This window comes from Terribacillus saccharophilus, from assembly GCF_046592595.1.
Taxonomy (GTDB): Bacteria; Bacillota; Bacilli; order Bacillales; family Amphibacillaceae; genus Terribacillus; species Terribacillus saccharophilus_C.
In genome coordinates this window covers 38,473-62,127 of record NZ_JAWVPF010000002.1, presented here as the reverse complement: position 1 = coordinate 62,127, position 23,655 = coordinate 38,473, and the positions used below count along the sequence as shown (strand labels likewise).

At 46.2% G+C, this 23,655-nt stretch carries 26 protein-coding genes; 5 read left to right on the top strand and 21 right to left on the bottom strand.

Translation table 11 applies throughout. From position 1 onward, the window contains the following. Window position 1: 1 nt before the first annotated feature. From deoB to SFC25_RS02715, 6 genes are all read right to left on the bottom strand, one after another. A complete protein-coding gene (gene deoB, locus SFC25_RS02740; RefSeq protein ID WP_411213820.1) occupies window positions 2-1,186 on the bottom strand; it encodes a phosphopentomutase in 1,185 nt (394 codons plus the stop codon). Window positions 1,187-1,210: 24 nt separating this feature from the next. Then, window positions 1,211-2,095 carry a site-specific tyrosine recombinase XerD gene (gene xerD / locus SFC25_RS02735; RefSeq protein ID WP_411213819.1) on the bottom strand — a complete coding sequence of 295 codons (885 nt, stop codon included), beginning with the start codon at window positions 2,093-2,095 and terminating at the stop codon, window positions 1,211-1,213. Between the two features lie 5 nt (window positions 2,096-2,100). After that, entirely contained in the window at window positions 2,101-2,310 is a 210-nt protein-coding gene (locus SFC25_RS02730; RefSeq protein WP_038561065.1) for a DUF4227 family protein, read from the bottom strand. Window positions 2,311-2,471: 161 nt separating this feature from the next. Next, on the bottom strand, window positions 2,472-2,963 hold the full coding sequence (fur, locus tag SFC25_RS02725) for a ferric iron uptake transcriptional regulator (RefSeq protein ID WP_095222605.1): 492 nt from the start codon (window positions 2,961-2,963) through the stop codon (window positions 2,472-2,474). 108 nt (window positions 2,964-3,071) lie between these two features. Further along, window positions 3,072-3,707: a stage II sporulation protein M gene (gene spoIIM, locus SFC25_RS02720; protein ID WP_411213818.1), complete on the bottom strand. Its 636-nt coding sequence runs from the start codon at window positions 3,705-3,707 to the stop codon at window positions 3,072-3,074. A 66-nt stretch (window positions 3,708-3,773) separates the two neighbouring features. After that, complete coding sequence (locus SFC25_RS02715) at window positions 3,774-4,322, bottom strand: NUDIX hydrolase (protein ID WP_411213817.1); 549 nt, start codon at window positions 4,320-4,322, stop codon at window positions 3,774-3,776. A 124-nt stretch (window positions 4,323-4,446) separates the two neighbouring features. Here SFC25_RS02715 and SFC25_RS02710 point away from each other — a divergent pair, with 124 nt between their 5' ends. Then, window positions 4,447-5,367 carry an aldo/keto reductase gene (locus SFC25_RS02710; protein ID WP_411213816.1) on the top strand — a complete coding sequence of 307 codons (921 nt, stop codon included), beginning with the start codon at window positions 4,447-4,449 and terminating at the stop codon, window positions 5,365-5,367. A gap of 14 nt (window positions 5,368-5,381) precedes the next feature. On the opposite strand, the gene SFC25_RS02705 is transcribed toward SFC25_RS02710, so the two are convergent. From SFC25_RS02705 to SFC25_RS02695, 3 genes are read right to left on the bottom strand one after another with little or no spacing between them, the layout of a single operon-like run. Then, window positions 5,382-5,750, bottom strand: a complete 369-nt coding sequence (locus tag SFC25_RS02705; protein ID WP_411213815.1) for an iron-sulfur cluster biosynthesis family protein — start codon at window positions 5,748-5,750, stop codon at window positions 5,382-5,384. A 14-nt stretch (window positions 5,751-5,764) separates the two neighbouring features. Then, window positions 5,765-6,553, bottom strand: a complete 789-nt coding sequence (locus SFC25_RS02700; RefSeq protein ID WP_411213814.1) for an SDR family NAD(P)-dependent oxidoreductase — start codon at window positions 6,551-6,553, stop codon at window positions 5,765-5,767. 39 nt (window positions 6,554-6,592) lie between these two features. Then, window positions 6,593-8,212 carry a M20/M25/M40 family metallo-hydrolase gene (locus SFC25_RS02695; RefSeq protein ID WP_411213813.1) on the bottom strand — a complete coding sequence of 540 codons (1,620 nt, stop codon included), beginning with the start codon at window positions 8,210-8,212 and terminating at the stop codon, window positions 6,593-6,595. Window positions 8,213-8,291: 79 nt separating this feature from the next. On the opposite strand from SFC25_RS02695, the gene SFC25_RS02690 reads away from it, so the two are divergent. The 3 genes from SFC25_RS02690 to rnz are packed head-to-tail and all read left to right on the top strand — an operon-like array spanning window position 8,292 to window position 11,028. Continuing rightward, window positions 8,292-9,029, top strand: coding sequence for a glycerophosphodiester phosphodiesterase (locus tag SFC25_RS02690; RefSeq protein ID WP_411213812.1), 738 nt, complete (start codon window positions 8,292-8,294; stop codon window positions 9,027-9,029). A 22-nt stretch (window positions 9,030-9,051) separates the two neighbouring features. Continuing rightward, window positions 9,052-10,074, top strand: coding sequence for an NADPH dehydrogenase NamA (gene namA, locus SFC25_RS02685; protein ID WP_411213811.1), 1,023 nt, complete (start codon window positions 9,052-9,054; stop codon window positions 10,072-10,074). A gap of 18 nt (window positions 10,075-10,092) precedes the next feature. Continuing rightward, a complete protein-coding gene (gene rnz / locus SFC25_RS02680) occupies window positions 10,093-11,028 on the top strand; it encodes a ribonuclease Z (protein WP_411213810.1) in 936 nt (311 codons plus the stop codon). 9 nt (window positions 11,029-11,037) lie between these two features. Here the strand turns inward: rnz and SFC25_RS02675 are convergent, their stop codons facing one another. Both SFC25_RS02675 and SFC25_RS02670 read right to left on the bottom strand, forming a co-directional pair. Continuing rightward, window positions 11,038-12,270 carry a DNA polymerase IV gene (locus SFC25_RS02675; protein ID WP_411213809.1) on the bottom strand — a complete coding sequence of 411 codons (1,233 nt, stop codon included), beginning with the start codon at window positions 12,268-12,270 and terminating at the stop codon, window positions 11,038-11,040. Window positions 12,271-12,345: 75 nt separating this feature from the next. Next, the gene (locus SFC25_RS02670; protein ID WP_411213808.1) at window positions 12,346-13,482 is read right to left on the bottom strand and encodes a M20/M25/M40 family metallo-hydrolase; all 1,137 of its coding nucleotides are present in this window, start codon (window positions 13,480-13,482) and stop codon (window positions 12,346-12,348) included. Between the two features lie 139 nt (window positions 13,483-13,621). Here SFC25_RS02670 and prli42 point away from each other — a divergent pair, with 139 nt between their 5' ends. Then, window positions 13,622-13,702 (top strand): stressosome-associated protein Prli42, encoded by an 81-nt coding sequence (gene prli42, locus SFC25_RS02665; protein WP_411214197.1) that lies wholly within the window; start codon window positions 13,622-13,624, stop codon window positions 13,700-13,702. Here prli42 and SFC25_RS02660 read toward each other — a convergent pair. The 10 genes from SFC25_RS02660 to SFC25_RS02615 all read right to left on the bottom strand — a co-directional run bounded on the left by SFC25_RS02660 (window position 13,677) and on the right by SFC25_RS02615 (window position 23,638). Then, the gene (locus SFC25_RS02660; RefSeq protein ID WP_411213807.1) at window positions 13,677-14,216 is read right to left on the bottom strand and encodes a L,D-transpeptidase; all 540 of its coding nucleotides are present in this window, start codon (window positions 14,214-14,216) and stop codon (window positions 13,677-13,679) included. The genes prli42 and SFC25_RS02660 overlap by 26 nt on opposite strands. 31 nt (window positions 14,217-14,247) lie before the next feature. After that, on the bottom strand, window positions 14,248-15,231 hold the full coding sequence (locus SFC25_RS02655; RefSeq protein ID WP_411213806.1) for an aromatic acid exporter family protein: 984 nt from the start codon (window positions 15,229-15,231) through the stop codon (window positions 14,248-14,250). 71 nt (window positions 15,232-15,302) lie between these two features. Next, window positions 15,303-15,737 carry a BrxA/BrxB family bacilliredoxin gene (locus SFC25_RS02650; RefSeq protein WP_411213805.1) on the bottom strand — a complete coding sequence of 145 codons (435 nt, stop codon included), beginning with the start codon at window positions 15,735-15,737 and terminating at the stop codon, window positions 15,303-15,305. A 70-nt stretch (window positions 15,738-15,807) separates the two neighbouring features. Continuing rightward, complete coding sequence (locus SFC25_RS02645; RefSeq protein ID WP_411214196.1) at window positions 15,808-17,067, bottom strand: dihydrolipoamide acetyltransferase family protein; 1,260 nt, start codon at window positions 17,065-17,067, stop codon at window positions 15,808-15,810. Between the two features lie 13 nt (window positions 17,068-17,080). Next, complete coding sequence (locus SFC25_RS02640) at window positions 17,081-18,064, bottom strand: alpha-ketoacid dehydrogenase subunit beta (RefSeq protein WP_411213804.1); 984 nt, start codon at window positions 18,062-18,064, stop codon at window positions 17,081-17,083. Window positions 18,065-18,076: 12 nt separating this feature from the next. Then, window positions 18,077-19,102, bottom strand: coding sequence for a thiamine pyrophosphate-dependent dehydrogenase E1 component subunit alpha (locus SFC25_RS02635; RefSeq protein ID WP_411213803.1), 1,026 nt, complete (start codon window positions 19,100-19,102; stop codon window positions 18,077-18,079). Continuing rightward, window positions 19,095-20,516: a dihydrolipoyl dehydrogenase gene (lpdA, locus tag SFC25_RS02630; RefSeq protein ID WP_411213802.1), complete on the bottom strand. Its 1,422-nt coding sequence runs from the start codon at window positions 20,514-20,516 to the stop codon at window positions 19,095-19,097. Before lpdA ends, SFC25_RS02635 begins: the two co-directional genes overlap by 8 nt. Before the next feature lie 12 nt (window positions 20,517-20,528). Then, window positions 20,529-21,611, bottom strand: a complete 1,083-nt coding sequence (gene buk / locus SFC25_RS02625) for a butyrate kinase (protein WP_411213801.1) — start codon at window positions 21,609-21,611, stop codon at window positions 20,529-20,531. 18 nt (window positions 21,612-21,629) lie between these two features. After that, window positions 21,630-22,724 carry a Glu/Leu/Phe/Val family dehydrogenase gene (locus SFC25_RS02620; protein WP_411213800.1) on the bottom strand — a complete coding sequence of 365 codons (1,095 nt, stop codon included), beginning with the start codon at window positions 22,722-22,724 and terminating at the stop codon, window positions 21,630-21,632. Between the two features lie 11 nt (window positions 22,725-22,735). Continuing rightward, the gene (locus SFC25_RS02615; RefSeq protein WP_411213799.1) at window positions 22,736-23,638 is read right to left on the bottom strand and encodes a phosphate acyltransferase; all 903 of its coding nucleotides are present in this window, start codon (window positions 23,636-23,638) and stop codon (window positions 22,736-22,738) included. Window positions 23,639-23,655 lie beyond the last annotated feature (17 nt).

The following is a 23,655-nucleotide window of genomic DNA, read 5'->3' as shown; positions in this document are numbered from 1 at the left end:
TTCATTTCCCCTTTTTCAATGCTTGTAAAAAGCTTGTGCCGTGCTCTGGCATTTCAATACCGAAATTATCAGCAATAGTTGCGGCGATATCCGCGAATGTATTGCGCAATTCCAGTTCCTCTCCTTGCTCGCTGCCAGTATGATAAGCAATCAATGGCACATATTCCCGTGTATGGTCTGTCCCAGGAGCAACAGGATCATTGCCATGATCAGCTGTAATGATGAGCAAATCATCCTCTTTCAATTTTTCAAGAACTTCCGGAAGCCGTTTATCATAATCCTCCAACGCTTGTGCGTATCCCTCAGGATCGCGGCGATGACCGTATTTCGCATCAAAATCGACCAAATTAAGGAAGCTGATGCCTGTAAAGTCTTCATCCATACTTTCTACAAGCTTCGTCATACCATCGTCGTTGTCCTTTGTGCGAACAGACTTGGTAACACCTTCACCATCGTAAATATCAGAAATCTTTCCTAGTGCGATGACATCAAAATCCGCATCCTGCAAACTATTCATTGTCGTTCTGCCGAAAGGTTTCAGTGCATAGTCGTGACGGTTCGACGTACGTTCAAAAGCGCCCGGTTCCCCTGTGAATGGACGAGCGATGATACGACCTACCATATAGGGATCATCCAATGTCATCTCACGGGCGATTTCACAAATTTTGTACAGCTCATCAAGCGGAATGATATCTTCATGGGCAGCGATTTGCAATACAGAATCAGCAGATGTATAAACGATCATATCGCCAGTTTCCATATGCTGTTCACCAAGCTCATCCAAAATCTCCGTACCGGATGCTGGTTTATTACCGATGATACCGCGTCCAGTCCGCTGCTTCAGTTCATCAAGCAAAGCAGCTGGAAACCCATCCGGAAACGTGCGGAAAGGCTGATCGATACGAAGGCCCATGATTTCCCAGTGTCCAGTCATTGTATCCTTGCCATTTGATGCTTCCTGCATTTTTGTGTAAAAAGCTTTTGGCTGTTTGGCAGCCTGTATACCTTCTACTTCCCGGATGTTGCCAAGACCAAGAGCTGCCATATTCGGCATTTGCAGACCGCCGCGGTGAGAAGCGATGTGGCCGAGCGTATCCGCTCCTTTATCACCGAAAGCCTCCGCATCCGGTGCTTCCCCAATGCCGACAGAATCCATTACTATTAGAAATACGCGTTTGAAATCCAAGTTAAAAGCCTCCTATTAAATTGCTTAAGCCCGAGGATGATGTGTTTTATATATATCCTTCAGTCTTGTTTTCGTCACATGAGTGTAAATCTGTGTTGTACTGATATCAGCGTGACCGAGCATTTCCTGAACAGCACGCAAATCAGCCCCATTCTCCAATAGATGCGTAGCAAATGAATGACGCAGTGTGTGAGGGGTGATTTCTTTCTGTATCCCGGCATCCCGGGCTATTTGTTTCAATACCTTCCAAAAACCTTGTCGTGATAATTGGTTTCCATGATGATTCACAAATAGAATGTCGCTTGCTTTGGACTTCAGCAGCAATTTACGAGATCGATTCAAATAGTCCTCAAGCCTCGCCTTTGCCATATCCCCAAGCGGTACGATCCGTTCCTTCGATCCTTTCCCGAAACAACGGACAAAGCCCATTTCCAGGTGAAGATCATCCAGTTCCAGTGCTAATAGCTCAGAAACCCGCAGACCGGTTGCGTAAAGTGTTTCCAGCATTGCGCGATTCCGAATCGTCAATGTGTCGGTGCCTGGACATGTAAGCAGCTTGTCCACTTCATCGGAAGAAAGGATCTTCGGCAGCTTACGCTCTTTTTTTGGTGTATCGATATGTATGCTCGGATCTTCCTTCAGCCCGTATTCACGCAGCAAAAACTGATGGAAGAGTCGGATGCTGGATAATGTCCGTGCTATCGTAGCAGCGGATTTTCCGTCATCATGCAGCCAGCGCAAGTAGGCAGTCAGTTTGGCACGAGTCACATGTGCCCACTCCATCACTTCATTTTCCTGGAGATATCTTGCATATGTACGCAGATCCCGGGCGTAGGATTGCAGTGTATTATCCGAAAGGCCCCGTTCGATCTGCAGATAATGGATAAAGTCATCCAGAGCTTCTTGCATGTATCCTACTCTCCTAACCGGAAAAATAACGTCATCCTATCCACTAGACTTTCCTGCTCCATTGCCGCCACTTTCACTGCATTTCCCTCTGGAGGATCATAACGGTGATAGCTCTCGTATTCACTATGGATGAACCGTAATCCGAAATAGAAGAATGTAGAGCAGGCTACAAATACGAGCAGAAGCTTGCAGGTGTCGAAGATGAATCGCTTCATGTACACTTCCCCTTTCTTAAGACTTGTCTTTGTAACAGACTATGCCAAAGAAAGCGGAATTTATACGTACAGGATAACGTTACCTCATTCCTGTTGTTTTGTAAATTGGTTAGTGAAACGAAAGAAAGCCTTTTCCATCTACTTGGAAAGGCTTCATCTGCTTATGATGTTCGATTCACTTGCACAGCGGCTGCTTCGAGCTCTTCTTCCTTCTCACTTGCCTGACAGACGCGGCAGATACCGTGGAATGTTAGGCGGTGATCCTTGACCTTGAATCCCCAGTCACTCTGGACAATCTTCTCGACGTCCTCCAGCAAGTCTTCATCAATCTCCTCGACCGATCCGCATTCCATGCAGACAAGGTGGTGATGGAAGTGCGTTGCTCCTTCTTTGCGAAGGTCATAGCGGGAAACGCCGTCCCCGAAGTTTATTTTATCAACAATTTTTAATTCTGATAATAATTCCAGTGTACGGTATACAGTAGCCAAACCGATTTCCGGTGCTTTTTCCTTTACGAGGAGGTAGACGTCTTCAGCGCTTAAATGGTCCTCTTCTCGCTCCAGCAGCACACGTACCGTTGCTTCCCGCTGCGGTGTCAGCTTGTAGCTCTGCGCATGTAATTGCTTCTTTATGCGTTCAATGCGGTGTTCCAAGTGAATTCCTCCCTCGTAATCCCACACTTATTATATACTGATTGCGAAAAAGGTGTCAAATTATAATTATTATAAACAGCTAATTATAATCATTCTTAATAGAACAAATCACAGCAAATCATTCACAAGCATTGACAGAAGCGGGTTTGCCAGAAAAGTTTCAATGATGGAGGCTGCTGCTGAACCTGCAATAAGCACCAGGAAAATGGTACTGTATTGGAAAAAATAGCGTCTTAATGATAATGGAGACCGCTTCGTTATGAGCTTACGCAGAAGTGTGACAGAAAACAGCATCGCGCTGGTTCCAGCTATTAGATACAGCGGGATGACGACTAAATTTTGCGGAGCAACAGCTGCCGCTGCAAGCGTCAGGCCTTTCCAGCCAAGCTGATTTACCAGAAATCCAACACTGAAACCCATCATTAGTCCTTTGCTGAACAGCAGCATCCAGATGATTGGAATGCCGATGATGGAAAGACCGAGCACATACAGAAACAGCAGAAATTTTAAATGGGCAAGAAAACTCGATTGGAGAATCTCCTGCTTGCTGATCACCTGCCCTTGCTGAAGCTGCGCGAAAAACCGTTCCAGATAATAAAACAAATCTTCCTTTTGCGTAAAATTCATGCTGTTGACAACTATCGCTCCGAATATGATTCCAATCAAGAATAGAACAAGCATGAACAAATAACTTGTCGCATGCTGCTTTACATGATGAAAGAGAATAAACTGCCGCTGCTTCATCTTATCTGCCTCCGTATTCTAGTCTAGTTACTAGAATCTATGACGGAAGCTTGTCTGCTAGAACAGTTACTTGCTTGCGTGCTTCAAGCGGAGATGCAGCAGAGCATACATTGTTTTCGCATCATGAATCCGCTCCTGGTTTACAAGCTCCTCTGCTTCTTCCAGCGTCAATTCCATCAGCTCGACAAATTCATCATCGTCACCAGCTACCTTTTGGGATAGAAGTTCGATATCATCTGCTTCGTATACATGCAGCAACTCATCGGCAAAGCCGGGTGATGTATAGAAAGATCCAAGCTTTATCAGTTTTTTAGTTGTATATCCCGTCTCCTCTTCAAGCTCTCTTACTGCCGTCACTTCTGGTTTTTCACCAGGCTCGAGCTTGCCTGCAGGGATCTCGATTATCGATTTTTCCAGTGCTTTTCGATATTGCTCGACAAAAATGATTTTTCCTTCTTTTGTGATCGGAATGACAGCTACCGCACCAGGGTGCTTGATAAGTTCCCGCTTGGACGTATTCCCATCGGGCAAACTAACCGTATCCACCCTTAAGGAAATGACCTTCCCTTCATAAATGGAAGTTGTGTCGATTGTTTTTTCTTCGAATTTCTTCATTATGTACACTCCTTTTTATCGCTTCTTCCATCTTACCACAGCTTGCACAGGACAGATAAGTTGTCTGCTGATCTGCTTACGCTTACACTGAACACGTAGGATAAAAAGGAAGGTGGTTCTTACGATGCAGAAAAGACGAGTAGGCAGTTCTGATCTTCAAGTATCTGAAATTTCTTTCGGGACAATGAGCATCGGTACCGACGAGCAGCAAGGAATCCGGCTGCTTCACGAAGCACAGGATCTAGGTATCAATTATTTTGACACTGCAGATTTATATGATCAAGGTAAAAATGAAGAGATTGTCGGAAAAGCATTCAAAGGCAGACGGGACAAAATAATTCTCGCCAGCAAAGTAGGAAACAGGCTGGATCCTGGCGGAGAGTCTTGGCATTGGGATGCAAGCAAAGAATACATTGTTTCACAAATCAAAGAAAGTCTTCGCAGATTGCAAACAGATTATTTGGACCTTTATCAGCTTCATGGCGGAACGATGGAAGATAATATCGATGAGACGATCGACGCATTCGAAACACTGAAAAAAGAAGGACTCATTCGCTATTACGGCATTTCGTCCATCCGTCCGAATGTTATCCGTGAATATGTAAAGCGGTCGAATATCATCAGTGTCATGATGCAGTACAGCTTGCTGGACAGACGGCCAGAGGAAGAAGTGCTGGATTTGCTTGCAGAAAGTAATATCAGTGTCTTTGCACGCGGCAGTGTTGCCAAAGGTATGCTGAGTGATTTTGCCAGTGAGAAAGTAAAACAAAAAGGTGCAGACGGCTATTTGACTCACTCATATGAGGAGCTGCTGGCTGTTAGTGAAAAACTGAGTGTACTGGCTGAACAAGAGCATACTTCCCCCACCTCGCTAGCCGTTCGTTATGTACTTCAGCACCCTGCTTTGGCGAGTTGCGTTATGGGAGCGAGTTCATTGGAACAGGTAAAGCAGAATGCCGCACTCGCCACTGATCCGCTGCCTCAAACGGCTTACGAGAACCTGCAGCAGATCACCCGTCAAAATAACTATACGAGCCATCGATAAGGAAAAACCGGAAGTCAGCAGGAATCTCCCCTGCCAGCTTCCGGTTTTTTGTCCAGAAAATCTGTATGTGTCAGATGTGCTTGTGGAATCAACGCATTCAGATATCCTTCTTTACTGGAGAGACGGAACACATTATTGCTGAAGTCCAGTTTGACTTCCTCAGCGAAATATACCTCCTGCTGCTCATTGACCAATGCTGGTATCGTCTCGCTTTCCACTTCGATATCTCTTGCCCGCGGTTCTTCCGCCAGACGCACTGTCGGGATGCCATTTGATTTACATCCCACACCTACCGTATCGTAATATAAAACAAGGTAACGATGTGACTCATCCTGCAATGCGTGCACTTTTTCCAAGGCTGTTTCTGTAATTATCAGCTTCATATTATGTTCCTCCTTCATTTCTTGTTGAATTGGCCTCCAAGCAGCTTTTCTGCCACTCCCGGCATCAGCTGATACATCTTGCTGCCAATACCCATCCAGCTAGGCAGATTGATTTCACGCTTATTTTTCCCAATAGATGAAATGACTTTACGGGCTACTCTATCAGGCTGCAGCATATAGCGGGCACTCGCCTCACGATATCGACCGCTTGGATCAGCTGTGTCAAAAAAGTTTGTGTCCATCGGTCCAAGATTCACCGTTGTCACTTGAATGCCATATGGCTTCATCTCCTGGCGCAGTCCATTGCTGAAACCGATGATGCTGTGTTTGCTTGCGCCGTAAACTGCCGCTTTAGGTGTGGCTACTTTACCAGCCATCGAACCGATCATGATGACGTGTCCTGTTCCCTGCTGCAGCATACCTGGAAGTATTGCTGCAGAGGCTTCCATCGCTGCCAAGACATTCACACGCATCGTCGTTTCGATCTGCATTGGCTCAGTATCCGTAAAGAGACGGAAATAGCCAACTCCCGCATTATTGATCAATACATTAATTTGCTGATTTTCAGTTACGATCCGCTGTAAGACAGTACGCCATTCCTCAGGATTATTCAGATCCGCGACATATAACGTACTGTCTGTCTGGAATCGCCCTTTCAGCTCAGCAGCTATCTGCTTCAGCTTATCCTCAGATCTTGCAACAAGCAGCAAGTGATAGCCGGCAGATGCGGCTTTAGCGGCAAGTTCTCTTCCAAGGCCGCTTGATGCTCCGGTAATCAACATGCTTTTCTTCCTTGCTTCCATATGCTGTACCTCTTTCTGTTTACCCTTCTTTCCTGATCATTATGTACGGAATGCTAACCGGATGGCTTTTTCCATCAAGTCGGGCAGCTTGCCAAAACTATAGGTCACTTCCAGCCGCTCTGTCCACTGATGTGCATCTTTACCATATGGTCCTAGATGCAGTACAGGCATTTGCAAACCTTCCATTAAATCGGCTGGCAACGTAAATCCTTTCTGCTGCAGCGGCATGTTTGATATCAAGTCCTGGATTGCTGTCCGTGATGTAGGTTTACCGATGAAGCTGGAATCAGAAAGACCAGGGAAAAACTGTATTTCTGTCAGTTCTGCTGAAAAGTTCGCTTTTGCCTCTAATTGTATATCAGCAATCAATTGCCTTACATAAGGGTCCTTTTTAGAGGAAACTGCAGGATAAAATGGCGGGCTGTAAAAAAGAACGATAACAGGTGCCAGATCATGACACATACTTACGAGTTCTTTGACAAGCTTAGTTGAAAAATCCCTGTCGCCTTCCTTGCGGGTGGTGACAAGCCTGTTTTGTCTTCTCTCCACTTCTGCCTTCCCGAACCGCTTGACTGCATGCGCATAAAGTTCTTCATAGAACATAGTCTTAATTTGGAAAGCTATTGGCTGATATGCATTCGTTCTAGCGGCCGAAAGATTGGCTTTTTGCTGATAATGCGCTTCTATCTTACGGGCTGCCTGCTCCATTGCTTGCTTTAATTTGGTGTTTATCTCTTGAATGGACTGTTCCAAAAACAGCACATTGTACATCGTGACAGCAGATACAGGAGTCTGTACAGAATAAGCTTCTTTCAGATCTCGGAGCATTAAGCTTACCGGAGGCGGAGTCACTTCTCCGTCCACTTCTTCAATGAAGGATTCCTGCAGCTCCAGCTCCTGTGACAGATAACTGATCATCAAGTTCGCGTTCAGTCCGCCGAAAGGCTCTCCTACATGCGTTTCTTTACCGTAGCAAAAGAAACCTGGCAGCACTTTACCGATGGATCCGCTGTACAAATAATTACCTGTATCACCGGGGTATTTGCTGAACACAGGTTCTCCATTCATGCACAATTTGTAAACCAATTCTTCAGCCGTCTGCAGCTGCTGCAGAATCTCCAGTGCACGCAGCATTCCGGAAGAATTCACTTCTTCATCTGGTACTGTCAATAATAGTATATTACCGTCGAAAGCATCATCCATCGCCCTTTCCAACATGGACAGATGGATTGCCAGGCCCGCTTTCATATCCATCGTCCCCCGGCCGAACAGCCATTCTCCTTGCTGTATTTCGGTTTTTATATAAGCAGGCAGTTCCACTTCATTGTTTAAATATGCCGCAGTCAGGTCATGTACTTTAGTGGCAAGATGCTGGAAGGTGCCAAAGTCCTCAGTCCCGACGACATCAAAGTGACTGAGCAAAATGATAGTATCTTGTTTGTCAGATTTCTTTACTAGTGCCGTGAGAAGCTGACGGCCGTCCTTTAAAGGATGGAGCTGCAAATGGTTTTTGTGCTTCTGGAAGTACTGCTTTTGTTCCAGAAGCGTATATACATGCTCCGGAAAACGGATTTCTTCTGGAGAACCTGTAATACTCTCGATTTCTACAAGCTCTGCCAGCAATGCTATCAATTCGTCCTTCGTTTGCCATTGTTTCATGCATGCACGTCCTTTCAAATTGACTTTTGCAAGTTTTTCTCGCACAATTCAACTATACGTCCAAGTTCGGGGTGAAACCATGTCTACCAAAATATTTGCACATCGCGGTGCCAGCAAATATGCACCGGAAAATACGATGGCCGCTTTTCGGCTGGCAGAACTGATGCAAGCTGACGGCATCGAAACCGATGTGCAGCTGACGAAAGACCAAGTACCAGTTATCATTCATGATGAAAGTATCAATCGCACGACGAATAAACGCGGTTTGGTTCGGAAGCTTACATACGGAGAAATACAGCAAGCAGATGCTGGCGCCTGGTTCTCCCGTGATTATGCTGGTGAGAAGATCATTTCATTAGATTTGTTTTTACAATGGATAAAAAAGACACCTATGCTTCTAAACCTGGAGCTGAAGACGAATAAGTATCCCTACCCTGGTATCGAGGAAATCGTCTTACAGCGTCTTTCTGATCATGGAATGAAAGACAGGACGACCATATCTAGCTTTAACGCAGATACAATTCGTCGTACTGCCGATTTGGATGGTGAAATAGATACAGGCTTTCTTACATCAAGACGACCGCGTCAGCTTTTTTCCTTGATGGAACAAATCGGAGCGAAAGCTTTACATCCAAAATACCGTTTGCTTAACAAGAAACTTATTCAAGAGTGCGAGCTGCACAACGTACCAATTAGGGTATATACAGTCAATCAGCCTGTTTATATCTTGCGTGCTTTGGAAGCGGATTGCGATGTTATCATCTCAGATGTGCCTGATCGGGCACTCGAACTGCAAAAGGGCTATATAACTAGTTAATCAAACAATCGGAGGTCCTACAATGGCTACACCAAAATTATTTCAGCCTATCACTTATAAAAACTGCACCTTTAAAAACCGCATTGTCGTCTCCCCGATGTGCATGTACAGTGTAGAAGAAAAGGACGGCAAAGTCACTCCTTTTCACATCACCCATTACGAAAGCCGGGCAATCGGACAAGCTGGACTAGTTTTCCTGGAATCTACGGCTGTTACACCAGAAGGAAGAATTTCCGATCAAGATCTTGGCATCTGGTCTGATGAACATGTTGAAGGACTTCGCGCTATCAGTGAGAGAATTCAAGCCCATGGCGCGAAAAGCGGCATTCAGCTTGGCCATGCCGGCAGAAAATCAAGAGCGGAAGATCCAATTGTCGCACCAAGTAATGTGGCTTGGGATGGCGAATCTGCCGCACCCGAGGCTTTAACAGAAGATAAGATAAAAGAATTGGTGGATGCATATCGTAAAGCAGCACTTCGCGCGAAGGAAGCAGGATTCGATGTGATCGAGATTCACGCTGCTCATGGATATTTGATCAATCAGTTTCTCTCTCCACTGACAAATAAACGAATTGATGCCTATGGCGGAGCACGGGAAAACCGATACCGTTTTCTGCGGGAAGTGCTCGATGCAGTCAAGCATGTTTGGGATGGTCCATTATTCGTTCGTATTTCGGCTGATGAATACGCAGAAAACGGCAATGGAATCAATGATTTTATTTACTTCAGCATTGAAATGAAACGACAGGGTGTCGATCTGATCGACTGCAGCACAGGAGGAGTCGTCCCTGAAGGTCCATCTGCTGTCTACCCGGGATATCAAGTGGTTCATGCAGAACGGATACGCAAGCATGCTCTTGTCGATACTGGAGCTGTCGGCTTGATAACGAACGGACAAATGGCTGAGGAAATATTGCAAAATGAACGCGCTGATCTTGTCTTTGTGGCGCGGGCGATGCTTAGAAATCCATACTGGCCGCTCAAAGCGGCTGAACAGCTGAACTATAGATTGGAAGCACCGGCCATGTATAAACGGGGCTGGTAACAGCAGGAGGCTTTTATCATGGAATTACATTTTCTTGGAACAGGTGCGGGGCTCCCGTCAAAAGATCGGAATGTAACGAGCCTCTGTCTGTCGATGCCGCAGGAACGGCAAGCTGTATGGATGTTCGACTGCGGCGAGGCAACCCAGCATCAGCTGCTTTATTCTCCATTAAAACCAGGGAAAATCGAAAAAATCTTCATTACTCACCTACATGGAGATCATATATATGGATTGCCTGGTTTATTATCGACCCGTTCATTCCAACAGTCCGATTTGCAGCTGGAAGTTTACGGTCCGCAAGGCATCAAGGAGTATATCGAGGTCTCCTTGCGCGTCAGCGGAAGCAATGTGGCAAGTTCCCTTATCATTCACGAGATCGAGCCCGGGCGGATCTTCGAAGATGAGGGCTGGACTGTCGATGCCGTACAGCTTTCCCACGGTATTCCCTGCCTGGGGTATATTGTAGAAGAAAAGGCTGTACAAGGAGAATTGAAGGTTGAGAAGCTCAGACAAATGGGTATCTCACCTGGACCAATTTATCGTCAAATCAAAAACCAGGAAATGACGGTGCTGCCTGATGGACAGCAAATCAGAAGATCTGATGTAGTCGGTCCGGACAAGCCGGGCAGAAAATTAGCTATTTTAGGTGATACAACGTACTTGCCAGAGCTTAAGGACCATGTGGAAGGTGCTGACATTCTCGTTCATGAGGCAACGTTTTCTGCAGATGAACCAGAAATGGCAAAAGCTTATGGGCATTCTACAGCCGTGCAAGCAGCAAGCTTAGCTAGCGATGCCAATGTAAAAAAACTTATCCTGACACATATTTCGGCACGCTATCACCAAGACGACGCACAGATACTGGCCGATCAAGCTCGAAGTGTTTTCCCTGAAACAGAATTAGCAGAAGATATGCGTGTGTTTGATATACCAAAAAATAGCAGCGATTCATAAAAATCGCTGCTATTTTGTATAATCGTCAAGAAAATCCTTTTGAAAGCTCGTTCTCATACTATCCGAAGCAGATGAACGCAGAGTTTGAAAAGGATTTTTCCCAAATTTAGCTGTGAGCTGATCAATCACTTGATATAAGCCTTCTTTTGAAGCTTCTTTTTCGTATGTGAACAAATCAAGCTGTTTACCAACTTCTTTTTTCTCTGCCACATCAAAAACACTTACCCCTAAGAGACGTATCGGATCCCCATTCCAATGTTTTTGCAGTAAAGATTGGGCATGATGGAACACCTCATCCGCAGATTCCATGAAATGCTGCAGCTTCTTGCTGCGAGTGATCGTCTTTCGATCATGATAACGGATCATAAGCTGTATGCCTTTTGCAATCGCTTCTTTCCGCAGCATACGCCTTTCCACGCTCTTGGATAAGTCCAACAGCAGTTTATCCAATTCTTTATCATCGGTTGTATCCTGCGGGAGCGTTTGCGAGCTCCCGATACTTTTGAAGCTATGCACCGCATCCGGATCAACCGGTCTGTCGTCCAACCCATTGGCCCGATTAGCAAGCCTCTCCCCGTTTACGCCGAAGACACGTTTCAGCTGATATATATCTTTATGAGCTAAATCGCCAATCGTCTTTATACCGAGAGACCGCATCTTTTCAGCAGTCTTTTCTCCGACACCGTACATTTCCTCAATCGGAAGCGGCCACAGAAGTTCAGGTATATCCCGTTTCCGCAATACTGTGATACCAAGCGGTTTCTTCATGTCTGAGGCCATCTTGGCTAGAAATTTGTTCGGAGCAATTCCGATACTGCAAGGCAAATCCAGTTCCTTCATAATACGATCCTGAAGGGTCTGGGCGATTTCTAGCGAAGATCCCAAATGGGCACAATCCGTCACATCCATATACCCTTCATCTATGGAAACAGGCTGGATCAATGGCGTTACTTCCTGCAAGATTTTGAACATCTCACTGGATGCTTTCCGGTACCGTTCAAAGTTCGGGCGCAGCACGAGCAATTCCGGGCATAGGCGCCTTGCTTCCCAGAGAGTCATCGTCGTCCTGACACCCTTCTTCCTCGCTTCATAGCTGCTTGTTACGACGATACCTTTCCGCTCAGCAGGATTTCCGCATATGGCGAGCGGTTTTCCGCGGAGTGATGGATCAAAGGCCATCTCGACCGAAGCATAAAAACTATTCATATCCACATGGAAAATTGCCCTTCCTTTTGGCTGCATGCTGTCCCTCCTCTCGATACGAACTGTCGTTCTTATTATAGCATGTTTGCAAATAAAATAGGAGGCATGTGCCTCCTACTGCTCTTTGCTGTTAGCAACTTCACGTATGATGGCCGCAACCATCTCTGCAGTTTTCACTAATTCTCCTACCGGGATGCGTTCATTGGTTGTGTGGATCTCTTCATAGCCTACAGACAGATTCACAGTCGGGATACCGAAGCCTGCAATCACGTTTGCGTCACTGCCACCACCGCTGTGAGTCAGCTTACTGTCACGTCCGATGCTTTTGGCAGCTGTTCGAGCTATCTCGACGACACGGTCTCCCGCTTGCTGTTTGTAGCCAGGATACTCCACAGTGATTTCCACTTCTGCACGCGCACCCATACTTTCAGCGGTTTGCTCGAAAGCCTGCTTCATCTTCTGGACCTGTGCCTCCATCTTGTTTGCTTCAAGCGATCTTGCTTCTGCAAGGATCTCGACGTAATCACAAACAATATTCGTTTGTTTGCCTCCAGCAAATCGACCGATATTGGCAGTAGTCTCTTCATCAATTCTGCCAAGCGGCATTTTTGAGATGGCTTTAGCTGCTACAGTGATAGCTGAAATTCCTTTTTCAGGTGCTACCCCTGCATGCGCTGTCTTACCATAAACTTTTGCCAGCACGGAAGCACGTGTCGGAGCTGCCACAACGATGTCACCTACAGGACCATCACTGTCAATGGCATATCCGAAAGAAGCTGTCAGCAGGGATGAATCAAGTGCCCGGCTGCCGATAAGTCCCGCTTCCTCCCCAGCTGTGATGACGAATTGAACTGTGCCATGCGGCAATTCCTGCTCATTATACACTTTGATTGTTTCCAGTATGGCAGCGAGCCCAGCTTTGTCATCAGCTCCGAGTATTGTTGTGCCATCACTCGTAATATATCCGTCCTTGATCTGCGGTTTGATTCCTTGGCCAGGCACTACTGTATCCATATGTGAGGTGAAATAAATCGTTTCTGCTCCTTCAACATTTCCTTTCCAAGTACAAACCAGATTGTTTGCTCCATGTCCGGTTTTCGCCATAGAATCATCTTCTTGAACCTGCAAGCCTAGTTCGGTGAATTTTCTTTTCAGTACCTCGGCGATTTCTTTTTCATTCCCTGTCTCCGAATCAACTTGGACTAATTCGAAGAACTCTTCGACCAAACGGTCTTCATTTATTTTTATCATGGATTTATGTACTCCTATTCTATCTATTGGTTTCTCCTTGTCCCCCTAGCCGCTTCCCTGTACAATGGACATAAACAGATAAGGGGGCTCCATTCCATTGGCCAAACAGAACAAAAAAAGATCCAAGCAAAGCGTTGCCATGAAGTTCATGGTCTACTTGATGATAATCACAATGCTATTATCCACTTTTGCCATCACTTTGAGCTATTTTGTCCTTTAGGAGACAAAATAGCTCCATCTTCCCTTCCAATTTCTTCAAATGACTTCCATCCAGTCACAATTCTTACCTTTGTGCCTACTGGTATTTGTTCATATAATTCTTCCACATCACTGTTTCGCATCCGGATACATCCTGCGGATACACGAGTACCAATCGACTCTGGTCTATTCGTTCCGTGTATACCGTAGGTGCGTCCTTGAGTATCGTTGGCATTGAAGCCGATCCACCTGCTTCCCAACGGATTGTCTTTATCACCGCCGGCAATACCTTTTCGGGTATACCCGGGATATTCCGTCTTAAACAATGTAAGGAAGATCCCTTCCGGTGTCGACTCCGGCTTCTTGCCGGTCGCTACCGGATAAATCTTGATTACTTCCCCTTTATCCAAATATGCAAGCTGATTTGTCGTTTTATTGACAATGATGAGCGGTCTTCCCGGCATAGGATTTTCACCGAATGGCCATAACGGAGATAAAATCGACAGACAAGTGAAAGCTACCAGCAACGTGCGCATAAGCACATCCCCTTTTCAGATGGTGATGTGCTTATTGTTGCTCCTTCTGTCTATTTCTATGTTGTACATCGCTTTCTTTGAACGATTGTTTCAGTTCCAGGTAATTTTCCATCTCGTATAACAGCTGCAATAAGTGGGCACGTGTCTCGAATTCCTCTCTTGTCTTCGGAAGCGGATCTTCATCGAAGGACTTCCGCAATGCTTCGAGTTCCTCCAGGAATAAAACTGCCGTATTTCCAGGATGGACAGAATCAGCTAGACCTGCAAAGAAATGAGCCAGCTGCTCACACTGTGAATAGGAAGTCTCCGGAAGCCTGCTGATAAGAGGCAGAATTCTTTTCACTATCGCAAATTGCTTCGTACGCATCTCAAAGTAGTCATAATACGGATGCTCTGACCGGAGCACATGATTCTCCACATCCCTGCCGACAAGCTGGTTTGCTTCCTTCAGTATCTTTTCGGTCTGAGTGATTTCTTCCCCTGACCAAGACTGGTCCCCTTCACGAAGATATAGCGCGATTTCTTCTAAAATCTTCATAAAATTCCGTTCCAAAATGATCTGTTTCCGGCGGATTGTAGCTTCCAGGCTTGGCATATACAAATTCACAATTAGTGCCACGCCTATCCCTACAGCTATGAGGATTATCTCGTTGATGATCAAATCCAGCGTAATATGGCGGGAATTGTATAAATGCAAAATGATAACAGCACTTGATACGATTCCTGGAGATACATGCAGCATGACAGTAATTGGAATGAAGACAAGCAGCAAGATACCGATACTAATAGGGTGGAACCCGATAGTCTCAAATATCACAAAAGACAGCACGATTGCCAGCAAACAGGCAGCTACTCGATGCCAAGCTGCCAAAAAGGACTTCTTTCTTGTTACTTGTGTGCACAAAATTGTCAGGATACCTGCGGATACACTGTTCTCCAACTGCAAAAGCTCCGCTATCCATATTGCAAGCGGTGTTCCTACCGCAGTCTTAATCGTTCGGTAACCTATTTTCACAGTCCTGCTCCTCGTTAAAAGTGATCAAAAGCAGAATAGTCCCGCATCCAGATGGATGGGGACTTGTTCCGTCAAACTTCTTTACAATGCTCATCGAACAAAGACTGCAGTCTATTGACTACTTCCATTGGCTCATGACCTTCGATGTCATGACGTTCAATCATCGTAACAATTTCGCCGTCCTTCAAGAAAGCAAATGACGGAGAGCTTGGCGGGAAGCCAGTGAAATATTCCCTTGCTCTTTCTGTTGCTTCTTTATCCTGACCTGCGAAAACCGTCACAAGCTGATCAGGGCGTTTGTCATAATGCAGACTGTGGGCGGCTGCCGGGCGAGCAATTCCGCCGGCACATCCACAAACGCTATTGATCATTACAAGCGTCGTTCCGGAGTTCTTAAGCGTGGAATCCACTTCTTCCGGTGTTGTTAATTCCGTATACCCTGCATCGGTAAGATCCTTCCTAGCAGTCGTTACGATATCGTTCATAAACATTCTGAAATCTGCCATCGGTATTCCTCCTTTTACACTAGTTTAAGTGTATCAGCAATTTCAGTCTCTTTCAATTTCTATGACCTTCTCAGTAAACCGGCATTGTCGACTCGGATACGTTCTCCAGAATCTCTTTCACCCTGGCCATGAACTGTCCGCAGATCAATCCATCAAGGATACGATGATCGAGGCTCAAACAAAGGTTCACCATATCACGTGCAGCAAACATATCTTTGATGATGACTGGACGTTTTACGATTGATTCCACCTGCAAGATTGCTGCTTGCGGATAGTTGATGATGCCCATGCTCTGGACTGATCCGAATGAGCCAGTGTTGTTCACAGTGAATGTTCCGCCTTGCATGTCGGCTGCTGTCAGTTTGCCTGTACGTGCTTTCTTGGCAAGGTTTGTAATTTGCTTCGCGATACCCTTAACGCTCAAATCATCTGCAGATTGGATGACAGGGACAAATAATTCCTGCTCTTTTGCTACTGCAATAGAGATATTCACATCATCATGCTGGATGATTTTGTCGCCAGCCCATGAGCTGTTAAGCTGCGGGAATTCTTTAAGTGCCTGCGCGACAGCTTTTACAAAGAAACTAAAGAAAGTCAGTGCATAGCCTTCTTTCTCTTTAAACGCATCCTTCACCTTATTGCGGTAAGCAACCAGATCGGTTACATCCACTTCCACCATCATCCATGCATGCGGAATTTCCGTTGCTGCTTTGACCATATTAGTGGCGATAGCTTTTCTGACGCCAGTAACCGGTATGGATTTACCCACTGCATCTGTTTGGGCTGTATGTGCTGGTTCAATTGCTTGCTCACGGACAGGTGCTGGCGCTTCTTCAGCTGCTGGCTGCTTCTGCTCCTGTTTCTGCGGCTTTTCACCAGACGCAATGATGGCTTCTACGTCCTTACGTGTAATCCTGCCGCCTTTTCCGCTTCCAGTGATTGCGGAAAGATCCAGGTCATTTTCCTGTGCAAGCCGCATGACTGCCGGCGAATAACGTGATTTCATCGCAGTATCGGCAGCCGCATCGCGGGATGATGCTGCATCTGCAGAAGGAGCAGTTTCAACTGCTTCCTTTTTCTCTCCTGCTTCTTCTGTTTCAATCGTACAAATCAGCGCACCGACTTCGACCGTATCGCCTTCTGACACACTCAATTCTTTGATCACACCAGTGAAACTGCTGGGTATTTCCGCGTTTACTTTATCCGTCATCACTTCCGCAATGGCATCGTATTTACTTACTTGATCTCCAGGTTTGACCAACCACGTGCTAATCGTACCTTCGGTGACACTTTCACCGAGCTTTGGCATTGTTATTTTTTCTATCGTCATCATTACACCTCGTTTAGAATTCCGCTAATTCTCGCATGGCTGCTTCCACTTTTGCAGGATTGACCATGAAGTATTTCTCTGTACTAGGCGCATAAGGCATCGCTGGCACATCCGGTGCTGCCAGTCGCTGAATCGGCGCATCCAAGTCGAAGAGACAATTCTCCCCGATGATAGCTGCAACTTCTCCAATGATTGAGCCTTCTTTATTGTCTTCTGTGATCAGCAGGACTTTCCCAGTTTTTGAAGCGGCCTCGATGATCGCTTCTTTATCAAGCGGGTAAACGGTACGCAAATCAAGGATATGTGCTTCTATACCTTCAGCTGCAAGCTTTTCTGCCGCTTGCAATGCGAAATGCACACATAATCCGTACGTGATGACAGTGATATCGGTACCCTCTCGTTTTACATCTGCTTTACCGATTGGCAGCGTGTAAGGATCAGCAGGCACTTCACCTTTGATAAGACGATAAGCACGTTTATGCTCAAAGAACAAAACTGGATCCGGATCCTGGATAGCTGCTTTCAAGAGACCTTTCGCATCATAAGGCGTAGAAGGCATCACGATCTTCAATCCAGGCTGGTTTGCAAAAACCGCCTCTACAGATTGGGAGTGATACAAGGCACCATGCACACCGCCGCCATATGGCGCACGAATTGTAACTGGACACGTCCAATCGTTATTGGAACGATAGCGGATTTTCGCAGCTTCTGAAACAATTTGGTTAACCGCCGGCATGATGAAATCAGCGAATTGCATTTCAGCAATCGGTTTTAAACCGTACATCGCAGCACCTACTGCGACACCGGCGATTGCTGATTCCGCAAGTGGTGTATCCAATGCACGTCCTTCTCCGAATGTATCATAAAGGCCGTCTGTAGCACGGAACACACCGCCTTTTTTCCCGACGTCTTCTCCTAACACGAATACTTTTTCATCTGCTTCCATTTCTTCACGCATCGCCTGCGTGATTGCCTGGATATAAGACATTACTGGCATTGTTTCTCCCCCTTAATCGGCATACACATGAAGCAGTGCGGATTCCGGCTCCGGATCTTCAGCATGCTCAGCATAGTCTGTTGCTTCATTTACGATTAGCTTTATTTCTTCTTCCATTTGCTTTTCCAGTTCTTCCGTCAGCACACCAGCTTCACGCAAATATGCACCGAAAGTCAGCAAGCCATCTTTCTTACGCTGTTCCTCGACTTCTTGCTTTTCCCGGTATGTCATATCGTCGTCATCACTGGAATGCGGTGTCAGGCGGTATCCAACTGTCTCGATAAGCGTTGGCCCCTCCCCATTCAGAGCACGCTCCCGTGCTTCTTTCACAGTTTGATACACAGCTAGAGGATCGTTGCCGTCAATTGTGAATCCAGGCATGCCGTAACCTTGAGCCCGGTCTGATACGTTCACGCAGCCGAGCTGTTTTTCCTGCGGTACACTGATGGCATACTTATTGTTTTGAACCATCGTGATGACAGGCAGTTTATGAACACCTGCAAAATTCAAGCCTTCATGGAAGTCACCTTGGTTTGAGGAACCCTCTCCAAGCGTTACAAAGCTGACCAGCTGTTTCTTTTCCATTTTGGCAGCTAGTGCAAAACCGACAGCATGCGGCACCTGTGTAGTCACTGGTGACGAACCTGTCACGATTCGAGAGGATTTTTTCCCGAAGTGGCCCGGCATCTGACGGCCGCCGGAGTTTGGATCTTCTGCTTTTGCAAAAGCAGACAGCATCAAATCTTTCGCAGTCATACCGAATGGCATAACCAGTCCTAAGTCACGGTAGTATGGCAATAGATAATCAATTTCCGTGTCCAACGCCATTGCAGCGCCAACCTGTGCTGCTTCCTGCCCTTGACAAGAGATAACAAACGGAATTTTACCAGCTCTGTTCAAGAGCCACATACGTTCATCCACTCTTCTTGCCAGAAGCATCCATCTATACATTTCCAATACTTTTTCGTCTGATAATCCAAGAGAAGCATGTCTTGTTTCTGACATCGCCGCTCCCCCTTTCTTCAATATCTTAGCCATGGATTTGCTCTCCATCGACCGCAAGTGCCGCTTCTCCGATAATTTCCGAGAGTGTCGGATGCGGATGGATCGTTTGGCCGATTTCCCAAGGTGTCGCATCAAGCAACTTGGCAAGCGCAGCTTCTGAAATCATATCTGTCACATGCGGACCGATCATGTGGACGCCAAGCAGGTCATTCGTCTTTTCATCGGCAACAATTTTCACGAAGCCTTCTGCTTCACCGTATACCAACGCTTTTCCGATTGCTTGGAAACTCATTTTTCCAGTCTTGACTGTATACCCTTCTGCTTTTGCTTGTGCCTCCGTCAAGCCGACACTTGCTGTTTCAGGGAAACTGTAAACACAAGCAGGAACCAAGCTGTAGTCCAATACGCCTGTCTGATGTCCTGCAATATGCTCGACTGCGATGATGCCTTCCCTGGAGGCAACATGTGCCAGCTGCATACCGCCAATCACATCGCCAATTGCATAAATATGGGATTCACTGGTCTGGTAAAAAGCATTTGTCTGGATGAAGCCTTGCTCTGATAGCTGGATATCGGTATTTTTCAGCCCGATGTCAGCGACATTTGCGGAACGGCCTACAGAGACGAGAATTTTATCAGAAACGAATACTTGCTCTTCCCCATTCATCTCCGCCTTGACGGTCACTTTGCTGTCATCGGCTGCGGCGCTCTTCACTTGCACATTGGTATGGATGGTGATCCCGCGCTTTTTGAGCTGCTTGAACATTTCCTTGCTGATATGTTCGTCTTCAGTAGGCAGGATACGATCCTGATATTCGAGTACGGTGACTTTTGTACCGAGATCATGGAGCATAGATGCCCACTCTATTCCAATGACACCACCACCGATGATCGTCATGCTTTCCGGAAGCTCCTGCAGTGCCAAAGCACCTTCAGAACTAAGAATTCTGATTTCATCAAAGTTGATGCCTGGTAAGGAACGCGGAGAAGAACCAGTGGCAACGATAACGTTTTTCGGAAGAAGAATTTCATTTTCGCTGCCGTCGGCAAATTCCACCGAAATCGTTCCTGCCGTCGGAGAAAAGATGGAAGGTCCGAGGATTCTGCCGTAACCTTGAAAAACATCTATTTTCCCTTTTTTCATCAAATGCTGAACCCCGCGATGCAGCTGATCGATGATTTTTTCTTTTCTTTCTTGTACGCCTGAAAAGTCCAGACGCACATCTGTTGTATGTATACCGAAAGCTGCCGCTTCCTTTGTTTGCCGGTAAACTTCAGCAGAACGGAGCAATGCCTTGGATGGGATGCATCCTCGATGAAGGCAAGTTCCTCCAAGCTCAGCTTTTTCCACGATCGCTGTTTTTAATCCTAGCTGGGAAGCACGGATGGCGGCTACGTACCCGCCCGTACCGCCTCCTAAGATGACAATGTCATATTCTCTTACCATTGTTTCTGCCTCCTATACGACATAAACTTTTGCCGCTTCTTCTTTTCGCATGACACGAAGCGCACCTTCAGTCAGAGCTCTAAGCTCGTTTTCTCCTGGGTATACAAGCACATCTGCGATCCAGCTCACCCGATCCTTCAGCAGGGAGATGAACAGCTCATCATGCGCAAGTCCGCCAGTCACTGCAATCGCATCTACTTCTCCAGAGAGAACGACACTCATTGCCCCAACTTCTTTTGCTGTCTGATACACCATTCCTTCAAAAATCATCCTTGCCTCTTGATCGCCTTTTTTGATCCTGTCGGCAATGAGCCTTCCGTCATTCGTACCGAGATAACCCATGAACCCGCCTTTAGTTGTGAGCATTTTCATAAGCTGGTCCTTTGTATAAGTCCCGCTCAACGCAAGCTCGATCAAATCACCCGCTGGAACTGTCCCCGCACGTTCTGGCGTATATGGACCTTCCCCGCTCAGACCATTGTTCACATCGATCACGCGTCCATGATGATGCGCACCGACAGTAATTCCACCTCCAAGATGCACGACGATTATATTTGCTTCCTCGTAGCCCTTATCTTTGGCAGCTGCCGCTTTTCGCGCTATCGCTTTATGGTTCAATGCATGGAAGATACTCTTTCTTTCCACACCAGGCAATCCTGAAAGCCGTGCCAGCGGATTCAATTCATCAACCACAACAGGATCGGTGATGAAGGCAGGGATATGGAGACTGCTTGCAATCTCATAAGCAATCAATCCTCCCAGATTGGAGGCATGTTCGCCACTGTAACCAGCTTTAAGATCAGCAAGCATTTCTTCGTTCACACGGTATGTACCGCCCTCAAGCGGACGGAGCAGTCCGCCGCGTGCACAGACCGCAGTTAGCTTGGACACATTGATACCTTCGAAATCCAATGCATCCAAGATGATTTGTTTTCGAAACTGGTACTGATCCATCACTCTTTCATATCCGCCTATATCTTCTAAATCATGGCGGATCACTCGTTCAAAAATGTTATGCTCGTCATCAAACACACCGATTTTCGTAGAAGTAGAACCTGGATTGATAGCTAAAATGCGGTTTTCTGCTGTATGCACGCGGTTTCCCCCTCGTTATTATCTTCTGCTTAAAGTATGATGGCCGTTACGCAGGAATTGGCTTCTGGATCTGCGCATTGTTTCGATTCTTTCTTCAGCCATTCTATCAGCAGCGATACTAGTCGGAATCTCATCACGTTTTGCGATTTCGAATACGCGCTGCAAGCTGTCATAAATCGTCTCTACTTTACGAAGCGCACGTTCTCTGTTGTAGCCGTGCAATTCATCCTCGACGTTGATAACACCGCCGGAGTTGATCACATAGTCAGGTGCATAAACGATACCGCGTTCAAACAGGATTTGCCCGTGATGTTCTTCTTTCAACTGGTTATTTGCAGCTCCAGCCACTACTTTCGCTTTCAGTACACGCAAGGTATCGTCATTGATTACTGCACCTAATGCACAAGGAGCAAAGATATCACATTCCACACCGTAAATATCTTCTGGATCGACTGCAGTTGCTCCGAATGCTTCAACCGCTTTTTGGACAGCTTCTTTGTTGATGTCAGTCACAATCAATTTGGCGCCCTCTGCATGAAGATGTTCACACAAAGCATAAGCAACATTTCCGATACCTTGGACAGCAATTGTTTTTCCTTCCAAGCTGTCATCCCCAAAAGCTTCTTTAGCAGACGCTTTGATTCCTTTGTATACGCCATAAGCTGTTACAGGAGACGGGTTGCCTGAAGATCCCGATTCAGCAGAGATACCAGTTACAAAATCTGTTTCAGTATGGATAAGCTCCATGTCCTCTACTGTCGTACCAACATCCTCCGCCGTGATGTATCGACCATTCAAAGATTGAACATAACGGCCGAATGCACGGAACATCGCTTCGTTTTTATCTTTTTTTGGATCCCCGATAATGACAGTCTTTCCTCCGCCAAGATTCAAACCAGCTGCAGCATTTTTATATGTCATGCCTTTTGCCAGACGCAGCGCATCAACGATTGCCTCTTCTTCTGTTGCGTACGTCCACATTCTTGTACCGCCAAGAGCCGGACCAAGCGTTGTGTCATGGATTGCGATGATCGCTTTCAAACCGGATTCTTTATCCTGGCAAAGGACTAGCTGTTCGTAATCGTATTGTTCCAACGTTTCAAAGATTTTCATCTTAATTCCTCCTAGGCAAGTGATGCTGCCGCTATTGCGAAGCATATTGCAAAATATTTACTCGTACTGTCATCCGCACGTGATGTGAGGATGACAGGCGATTTCGTCCCTACCAGCAAGGAGGCACTTATAGCTCCTGCTGTATAGGTGAATGATTTATATAGCATATTTCCGCTTTCGATTTCCGGGACCAATAGGACATCCGCATCTCCTGCAACATTTGAATCAATTTTTTTGATAGCAGCCGACTGGGCGGATAAGGCACTATCCAGTGCTAGCGGACCATCAATCTGGCAATGCTTTATCTGCCCGCGCTGCTGCATGACAGAGAGAAGCGCTGCGTCAGTCGTGGCTGTCATTGCAGGGTTCACTTTTTCAGTAGCAGCCAGTGCTGCGACTTTCGGCTCTGCGTGGAGCATCTTTGTGTAAACAGTTACGGCATTGTCCAAGATTTTTTTCTTTATCTCCAAGGACGGGGCGATATTAATACCTGCGTCCGTCAGGAAAAGCAGTTTATGATAAGAAGGAATATCGAAAATTGCGAGCTGTGACAGGATGTTTCCTTGCGTGAGCATCGTCTTATCCTTCAAGATTTTACCAGCCAGCACATCTGTACTGACAATTCCTTTCATCAGTAAATCTGCTTTGCCTGACTTCCAGGCTTCTATCGCCATATCAGCGGCTCTATCCGAAGACGCTGCATGAATACAGGTGATTTTCTCTTCTGCCAGCTGTTCTTCCTTCATAAACTGCTTCAGCCGATCAATGTCTCCATATAGCAGAAAGGACGCCATTTGCTGATCGGCCGCTTTCTTTACTGCTTTAAGAATGGAAGGGTCATCAGCAGCTGCGATTGCAATCGAGAAGTCTTGCTTCGCTGCCGCCATTTTTTCAAGAGCGGTAAACTTATGCATCGTATTCTTCCTTCCCC